The organism is Xenorhabdus sp. PR6a, from assembly GCF_028599065.1.
GTDB classification, from domain to species: Bacteria; Pseudomonadota; Gammaproteobacteria; order Enterobacterales; family Enterobacteriaceae; genus Xenorhabdus; species Xenorhabdus doucetiae.
In genome coordinates this window covers 1-799 of sequence record NZ_JAQRFJ010000188.1, presented here as the reverse complement: position 1 = coordinate 799, position 799 = coordinate 1, and the positions used below count along the sequence as shown (strand labels likewise).

Sequence of the window (799 nt, the reverse complement as noted above, 5' to 3'; positions counted from 1 at the left end):
GATTTGGACTGCGGCAAGAAACGATGCACTATTTTTGGCATAACGGGTCGCTATACCACGCCAGCGCTTCAAATGGAGAAAGGCATTTTCAACCAAATGCCTGAGTCGATAGAGCTCTCGATCATATTTTCGTTGCACTTTGCGATTTTTACGGCTCGGAATTTGTACCTTCATACCTTGATTTTTCGCTTGCTCAGCGATGGCATCACTGTCATAGCCTCGATCTGCTAATAAATGTTCGGCATCGAATCCTTCAATCAAGTCATCAGCTTGTGAACAATCTGCTGTGGTACCACTTGTAATAATCGCTCTGACCGGCATACCATGCGCATCCACGGCCAAATGTATCTTTGTATTGAGCCCCCTTTTGTGCGTCCCATATCTTGATTACCCCCTTTAGCCCCTGCTGCATGGGGATGAACTTTAATGTGGCTTGCATCAATCATTAACCACTCAAAATCCGGCTCAGCAATGAGTTGTTCGAGTAATCCTTCCCATATGCCTTTGTCCCGCCACCGGCAAAAACGGCGATGCGTGTTTTTCCAGTCACCGTAATCGGTCGGTAAATCTCGCCAAGGTGCCCCTGTTCGTAAAATCCAAAATACGGCATTGATAAATAATCGATTATCGTAAGCAACCCGTCCCCAAGCACCCTTTCGGCCCGGTAAGTGGGACTCAAGTAAATTCCAGACATGATCGGAAATATCGTGGCGACGGTAGGCGGGTGTGCTCATGGTTAGTTCACTCTGTTTATAGAATATGAATCTTATTATCACACAAAATAATTTATGACGACACT

Annotated in this window: 1 protein-coding gene; it reads right to left on the bottom strand. The window is 45.7% G+C overall.

What is annotated here, in order from left to right:
- A protein-coding gene (locus PSI15_RS18245; protein WP_443256118.1) for an IS5 family transposase occupies positions 1-734 on the bottom strand; the annotation gives its coding sequence in 2 pieces (ribosomal slippage) (positions 1-359 and positions 359-734; 735 coding nt annotated over the 2 pieces). This gene is flagged as partial in the annotation.
- Between the last annotated feature and the right edge of the window lie 65 nt (positions 735-799).